At 38.7% G+C, this 7466-nt stretch carries 7 protein-coding genes; 3 read left to right on the plus strand and 4 right to left on the minus strand.

What is annotated here, in order from left to right:
- Positions 1–324 precede the first annotated feature (324 nt).
- Positions 325–1326, plus strand: coding sequence for a ketopantoate reductase family protein (locus MZO40_RS16455; RefSeq protein ID WP_252133448.1), 1002 nt, complete (start codon positions 325–327; stop codon positions 1324–1326).
- Here the strand turns inward: MZO40_RS16455 and MZO40_RS16460 are convergent.
- The 3 genes from MZO40_RS16460 to MZO40_RS16470 all read right to left on the minus strand — a co-directional run bounded on the left by MZO40_RS16460 (position 1314) and on the right by MZO40_RS16470 (position 4098).
- Positions 1314–2156: a prephenate dehydratase domain-containing protein gene (locus tag MZO40_RS16460; RefSeq protein ID WP_252133449.1), complete on the minus strand. Its 843-nt coding sequence runs from the start codon at positions 2154–2156 to the stop codon at positions 1314–1316. The genes MZO40_RS16455 and MZO40_RS16460 overlap by 13 nt on opposite strands.
- Positions 2157–2207: 51 nt before the next feature.
- The gene (locus MZO40_RS16465) at positions 2208–3137 is read right to left on the minus strand and encodes an IS30-like element ISLpl1 family transposase (protein ID WP_252133450.1); all 930 of its coding nucleotides are present in this window, start codon (positions 3135–3137) and stop codon (positions 2208–2210) included.
- A 307-nt stretch (positions 3138–3444) separates the two neighbouring features.
- Positions 3445–4098 (minus strand): metal-dependent transcriptional regulator, encoded by a 654-nt coding sequence (locus tag MZO40_RS16470; protein ID WP_252133451.1) that lies wholly within the window; start codon positions 4096–4098, stop codon positions 3445–3447.
- 123 nt (positions 4099–4221) lie between these two features.
- Here MZO40_RS16470 and MZO40_RS16475 point away from each other — a divergent pair, with 123 nt between their 5' ends.
- Positions 4222–5814, plus strand: a complete 1593-nt coding sequence (locus MZO40_RS16475; RefSeq protein ID WP_120247161.1) for an Nramp family divalent metal transporter — start codon at positions 4222–4224, stop codon at positions 5812–5814.
- On the plus strand, positions 5814–6245 hold the full coding sequence (locus MZO40_RS16480) for a universal stress protein (RefSeq protein ID WP_046783615.1): 432 nt from the start codon (positions 5814–5816) through the stop codon (positions 6243–6245). Before MZO40_RS16475 ends, MZO40_RS16480 begins: the two co-directional genes overlap by 1 nt.
- 487 nt (positions 6246–6732) lie before the next feature.
- Here the strand turns inward: MZO40_RS16480 and MZO40_RS16485 are convergent, their stop codons facing one another.
- The gene (locus MZO40_RS16485; RefSeq protein ID WP_120247160.1) at positions 6733–7302 is read right to left on the minus strand and encodes a recombinase family protein; all 570 of its coding nucleotides are present in this window, start codon (positions 7300–7302) and stop codon (positions 6733–6735) included.
- Between the last annotated feature and the right edge of the window lie 164 nt (positions 7303–7466).

The raw sequence follows: 7466 nt of genomic DNA on the forward strand, positions 1-7466 counted from the left end.
TCTGGTCGAATCTGTTCAAATTGTTTGCGGGTAATATTGCTTGGATAGTTTTTCATGGCTAAAACTCACTTTTTAATAAAACTATATCAGATTTTTTAGATATTAGACAGGTTCTAAGCAGTAAATGCGAAGAAATGAGTATTTACGGTGGGCACCCCTTAAAGTGCTAGCGTATCGTCGTCTTTAGACTGTACGCGAAGAGACGATTTGTGTGAGCAGATCGTGAATAAAGGTGGTACCACGCATAAGCGCCCTTGATCTTATAAAAAGATCAAGGGCGCTTTTTTTAGTCAAAAATATATTAGAAAATGGAGAGTGATTTTTATGAAGTTCGCAATGATTGGTGCAGGTGCAATGGGGTTACGTTACGGAATTTTACTGCAGGAGGCCGGCAATGATGTCACGTTTATTGATACTTGGCAACCACATATCGATAAAATCCGTGAGCAGGGCGGCGTCTACGTTATGCGGGATCATAAAGATCGCCACCTGACAAAGATTAAATTGGAAACTCCTGAAACTTATGATGATGATCCGGATATGCTGATTTTCTTCACAAAGCAAATGCAGTTGGAAGATTACCTGAAACGCTGCAAGCACTTCTTTAATGATCGTCAGTATGCCTTTACCTGTATGAATGGGATGGGCCACATTGAAAAACTGCAGAAGTACTTTGCCGATGACAAAATCATTGGTGGCACTGCTTTAATTGCCACGGTTCTACCAGGTCCCGGTGAAGTTGATTTTATGGGCAAACGCGGTGCCGGTATGATGAACATGTGCCCGTTGAATGAAAAGCCGGATGACATGTGCTATCAGCTATTCAATGAGTTAAAGAAGGCTCAAATGAATCCAACTTTAACTAATGACTTTACTGGAACTTTGATGACAAAAGTTATTTTTAACTCTGTTATCAATACGATTTGTACAATGTTTGAAATTCCGATGGGTGAATTTGGTAATTTCAAAGGGGCTTATCAAATGGGTCGTCAATTAATTAATGAAGCTTATGACATTTGTGCCCGTGCCGGCATTCATTTGGTTTCAACCCGAGATGAAGAGATGGCAGCTTTGGATCATAATACCCGAATTGATATGCCGCTTCATTACCCTTCCATGTATCAGGATATGATTAAGGATCGCCCAACTGAAGTTGATTATATTAATGGCTACATCGCGAACCTGGGTCGTAAATATCATTATGAAGCTGCGACTCACTTGTTTGTTACCCAAGCGGTTCATTTAGCAGAATATCACCGACAAAATGAAGCTAAAAGGCGAGCTGCTGAAAAGCAACGGGCAGAAATTGAATCTCAAACAGCGTAAAAACCGAGTAGGTGAACGTGATAGGTTGAAGCAAGTTCTTTGAGCGTTGCGAATATTTCCTCCTGTTGATCGCGCGTTCCGGAAACTTCAATGTAAAACGAGTAAACACCAAGCTCAGTTTTGGTTGGAAGAGACATTAGGGTAATTAAGTTTAGCTTAGCCTTAGCAAAGTAACCTAATATCTTATATAGCGTTCCCGGTTGGTCGTTAAAGGAAGGTGTAACGAAGAGTGGGGCCTTAAAGTGATTTGTATCAAGGGGTTGTTTGGATAATTCATTCAAATTGGCTGGTTGGTTTTTAAAAATGATGAATCGGGTGTTATTATCATCTTGATCAGCAACATGATTCTTCATTAACGGAAACTGTAAACCTGACATTTCTGATTGTGGAATGATCGCAGCGTCGCCAATCTCGCCCGTTTGAAATTTTTCCAATGAAATCATATTTGATGATGTCGTCATGATTTGCACACTAGGTAATTGAGAAAGTAGATTTTGGCACTGCCCTTCAGTTTTAAATTGAACATAGATTCGCTTAATTTGATTTAAGTTGGCAACGTTTGCCACTAACCCGAAGTTAACTGGGATAGTGACTTCACCGATTTCCGTGACGTCGGCAGTTTGTAAACGTTGTAAGGTTGCGGACACATAACCATCAAGCTGATTTTCCAGGGTTAACAGACCAAGGTTGTCTCCTGAAACAGCTTGATAGACCTGATCAAAAGTGGGGTGATAGTCAAGCGTAACTGTTGTACCAGGCTGGGTTTTTAAATAGGCTTTTGCGGCTGCATCGGTAAACGTGCCGGCGGGTCCAAGAACTGAAAGTTTCATAAGCACCATCCTTTAAGTGAGCGATTTGTTGATTAATGGTAGATTGCAAATTTAATCCGAATTTTTGGACAAATTTGTCAGCATAACCTGATACGGTGTTTGCCAGTCGAGTATTTTAAGCGGTCGCTGGTTAATTTGGAGTAACATCGTCGTTAAATCTTGAGCACTAATGTGCTCAAAACGAGTCCCTTTAGGATAAAAATGACGTAAATTCCGATTAAAGCGTTCATTACTACCACGTTCAGCTGGAGTATAAGCATGGCAGTAATAGGTCTTAATACCATATTGTGATTCAAGTGATACTAGCCCACTAAACTCAGTGCCACGGTCCACAGTAAAGCTGTGCACCGGACCATTAAAAGTGGTTAGGAACTTAGTTAGTGCTTCATTAACAGTCGCTGTCGTCCGATCTTTTAACCGGTATGCCCAAAGGAACCGTGATTTGCGATCGATTAAAGTTAATAAAACTGCCTTACTATGCCCACGAGGACCAACGACTGTATCTAGTTCAAAATCGCCGATGCGCTTACGTTGATTAATCATCATGGGACGCTGTTCAATTGATCGCCCCAAAGATTGATTATATTTGGATCGTTGGTCAACGTTACGCCGTTGGCGTACGCCATGTTCAGGTAGATCATTCAAGGAGAAACCAATTCTCCCCTGATTTAGCCAATTATAAATAGATTTAGTAGCTAGTTTAAATTCGTGAGCAATCATTCCTGGTGACCAGCTTAGACGTAAATGGTTGAGAATTTTTTGCTTTAACTCATCGCTCAACTTAGTTTTCCGACCACATCGTGATCGCTTGTATTCGGCATCTGTTTGTGCTAATTCAGCCTGATAAGGTTGACATCGAGATAATTCATAAGAAATTGTTGACGGTGATCGGTTCAGCCGAACGCCCATTTGGATATTGGACAGCCCTAGTTCACAAAAGGTTTCGATTTTAATTCGTTCGGAATAGGTTATACTAGACAAAAGATCAGCTCCTAAAAGATGGGTTTGTGGTAAACACCATTTTAAAGGAAGCTGATCTTTTTTGTCCGAACAGCGTTCGGATTAATTTTACAATCTACCTTAAGACTCGAAAAGTATGTCTTTGTTTGTTCTTCAGCATACATTGTTCTGCCTTGATAGTGTGTTGGTGTTTCCATTGATGTTGATAAATCAATTTTGACCTTTGTTTAGGATGATTAATCATTATTATCTCCTATTTCTCATTTTAGTGTTCTTCATAAATACCATTATTTATAAAGATTTGACTACTATAGAACTTTAAAAGCTTTTAACTTAAGAGCTCACAATATATATAAACAGCCATCGAATTATCAATCAGATACTCATTATCCTTAACATCAGTTATTGAAATATTTGGTAATACTGTATTCTTACTATTAATGGTCAATACTTGCCCGAGATGTAAGCCAGAATGCTGAAAATAATGAATTGTAGCGGGTGTTTCTAAAAAACTAATAATTTTAACTTCTTTCCCGACTGATATTGATAATAAGGATAGCAAAGTTGGGTGCTGATATTTGGAAAAAGATTCTAACTTTAAAGCACCTCCAAATGGGCTCTTTTTGGGATAAGCCATTTGTTGATTTAACTTGGCCATTACTACAGAACTATCGATAGCTGACATTAGCCATGCTTGTCTAGGAACCTCTGGTAGTGATAATTGAATATTATCCGCGAGCCAAATCTCGCATAGCCGGTAACGATACATCAAATCTGCAACTAGCTGATAGCCCCGTTTCGTTAACTTAATCTGGCCTTTATTTTTAACAACTAATTTTTGTGAAATTAATCGATTAACTGCCTCAGTAACTGATCCAGGCAACACGCCTAACATTGTTGCAAGTTGCTTGTTACAGGTCCATCTTTGCGTATAGCTAGTCTCGTATATAGTCTTTAAATAATTACTTGTTCTTGATTTCATTTTATTCACCCACAAGCAGAATAATTTTAAGCGTGCCTAAAAAAATGTTTAAATATTCTGACTTTTATTGTACAATAACAAAGGCTTAAATGTTAGCCTATTTGTAGAAAGGTGGAGATTTAGTTGAGCAAGGAAGAAAAGGGGAGCGTCAAAAAGCATAAGTTAATAGAATATGCTAACGGTCCTTCGCTAGAAGAAATTAATGGCACAATTGAAGTTCCCAAAAATATGAGCTTTTGGAAAACTTTATTTGCATATTCAGGGCCTGGTGCATTGGTCGCCGTGGGCTACATGGATCCCGGTAATTGGTCAACTTCAATCACCGGTGGGCAAAATTTCCAGTACCTACTAATGTCTGTCATCTTGATGTCAAGTTTGATTGCGATGCTTTTACAATACATGGCAGCTAAACTTGGTATCGTGAGTCAGATGGATTTGGCCCAAGCCATTCGTGCCCGGACTAGCAAGTCATTAGGGGTTGTCCTATGGATTTTAACCGAATTGGCCATTATGGCTACGGATATTGCCGAAGTTATCGGGGCCGCAATTGCCTTATATCTCCTGTTCAATATTCCTTTGGTTATTGCAGTTTTCGTAACTGTTTTTGATGTTCTAGTTTTGCTATTATTAACTAAAATTGGTTTCCGCAAAATCGAAGCTATTGTTGTTTGCTTAATTATTGTGATCTTAGCAGTTTTCGTCTATCAAGTGGCTTTATCAAATCCAGATTGGGGCGGCGTAATTAAGGGCCTCGTCCCTACTGCCGATACTTTTTCAGGTTCTAAATCAGTTGCTGGTATGACACCCTTATCAGGTGCTTTAGGTATCATTGGAGCAACCGTTATGCCCCATAACCTGTACTTGCATTCGGCCATATCACAAACACGAAAAGTTGACCATGATGATGATGAGGATATTGCTCGAACAGTCAAGTTTTCCGCTTGGGATTCAAACATTCAACTATCCTTTGCTTTTGTTGTTAACTCATTGTTATTAATCATGGGGGTTGCTGTTTTCAAGACCGGAGCTGTCAAGGATCCTTCATTCTTCGGATTGTATCAAGCTCTATCTAATAGTTCTATGTTAAGTAACGGCGTTTTGATTGCAGTTGCTAAATCTGGGGCCTTATCGATCCTATTTGCAGTGGCATTATTAGCTTCTGGGCAAAACTCCACTATCACGGGTACTCTAACAGGGCAAGTAATCATGGAAGGCTTTGTACACATGCGTATGCCGCTCTGGTTACGTCGTCTAGTAACCCGGGTAATTTCAGTTATTCCTGTTTTGATCTGTGTTGCCCTTACCAGCGGAAAAAGTGCTATTGCTGAACATACTGCCTTAAATAATTTAATGAATAACTCCCAAGTATTCTTGGCATTTGCCCTTCCATTCTCCATGTTGCCGTTACTAATGATGACAAATAGTGAGGTAGAAATGGGCCAACGTTTTAAAAACTCACTATGGGTCAAGGTTTTAGGGTGGTTCTCAGTTATTGCGCTAACTCTTTTGAACCTTAAAGGATTACCGGACTCAATTCTAGGTTTCTTCGGAGATAATCCGTCAACAGCTGAACAGAACCTATCTTCAATTATTGCCAATATTTTGATTGTTGGAATTTTAGCCTTATTGGCATGGACCATTTATGATTTATATCGCGGCAATAAACGTTACGCTGCTAAGCTGGCAGCTCATCAAACTGAGAGTGAGGCTAAATAATGAGTACAGCTTTTAAGAGAATCCTAGTAGGTGTCGATGATTCTGCTGATGCTAAATTAGCTTTTAAGCATGCCATTAATCAAGCCATTCAAGATGAAGCAGAATTAGTTATTGTTTCTGTCTTGGAAAAAGATGACATGAACGTGTATCAAGCTTTAAGTAAAAACTTCGTTCACGGCGAGCGAACTGAGCTGGAAAAGCATATCTTAGAATACCAAAAAGAAGCTCAAACCGCTGGTGTCAAGAATGTACGAGCCTTAGTAGCTGAAGGTGAACCTGGTGAAGTCATTGTGAAAGATATTATTCCACACGTAGAACCAGATGTTTTAATCATTGGCTCTGAAGCCAAGCGGGGCATTCGACGTCACTTTGGTAGTCAAGCAGCTTACATGGCTAAATATTCACCAATTTCGGTATTAGTTATCCGATAATGTATAAAAGCCGGCGTATTATTAGAGTTTGTAGACTCTAATAATACGCCGGCTTTTATACAGCTAAGAGAATTTTATAATGAAGACTAGTAAAATTTGCATTTCTTATTAATTGTTGCATACGGTTTTTAACCGTAACTATCAACTGCTATGAAACACATTGTAGAGACTAACATCCATCGTATAAACTGTATTATTTTGATAAATATGTTTCTATTTGGAAACTAAGACTTATAATTAGCATAGAGTGACTAACTCTTTATCAAAATACCCACAAAGGGCCTGCTCAACTAACAATTGAGCGGGCCTCTTGTAGTTCATATCGAACCCTATCACAACTAATATTATATAGAAAGCTAGTATAATTTAATGCCTCCAATTTCAAAATGAATATTTCTCAAGACTACTTAAACCAAGCAGTAATCTTTTTAGTAAGCGATTATTTAAGTATTCATGTTTAGGCTAATTTAAGCCATCTTAAATAAATTTAGAAGCTATCTTTTTCAATTAACTTAAACCGACGCTGCTGCGTGCGTTTACTAATCCCCGTCTTTCGTTCAATCATCTTATAAGTCATGCCTTGTTTTCGCAACTCATAAGCAAATCTGATCTGTTCATCAAAATACGTTTTCGGTCGTCCTTCCCGAAATGACGGATCATGTTGCTTGGCATACAATTTACCTTCTTGCGTGCGCGTGACAATCATATCGCGTTCAAACTGCGCAAAAGCACTAAATATTGTAAAGACTAATTGGCCAGTCGGCGTATTATCAATTAAGCCCATATTCAAAATATTAACTTTGACATTTTCTTTAAACAACTCTTGGATAATGGCTAACGCCTCGCGCGTGTTCCGCGCAAACCGATCCAACTTAGTGACAATCAAAGTATCGCCTGTTTTTAGAACGCGCAACAGTTTTTGAAACTCCGGTCGTGCAGTAGTTGTGCCGGTAAACTTTTCCTGAAAGATTTTTTCTGCTCCTGCCAATCTTAGTAACTCAATTTGATTTGCTAATTTTTGATCAGTGGTACTGACCCGCGCATAGCCATATTTCATCTTTTTCTCTCCTTACTTATGTCATTAAGTAATGACACGGTTCTAACCCTTTAATTATACAGCATCAAAAAAGAGGCCACAACTGTTAAGTTATGGCCTGATTTCACTCTATCTAAACACTTTACTCATTATATATAAAAAACGTCAAGAAAAATTTTTATCTA

The organism is Lactiplantibacillus sp. B652, from assembly GCF_023806745.1.
Taxonomy (GTDB): domain Bacteria; phylum Bacillota; class Bacilli; order Lactobacillales; family Lactobacillaceae; genus Lactiplantibacillus; species Lactiplantibacillus pentosus.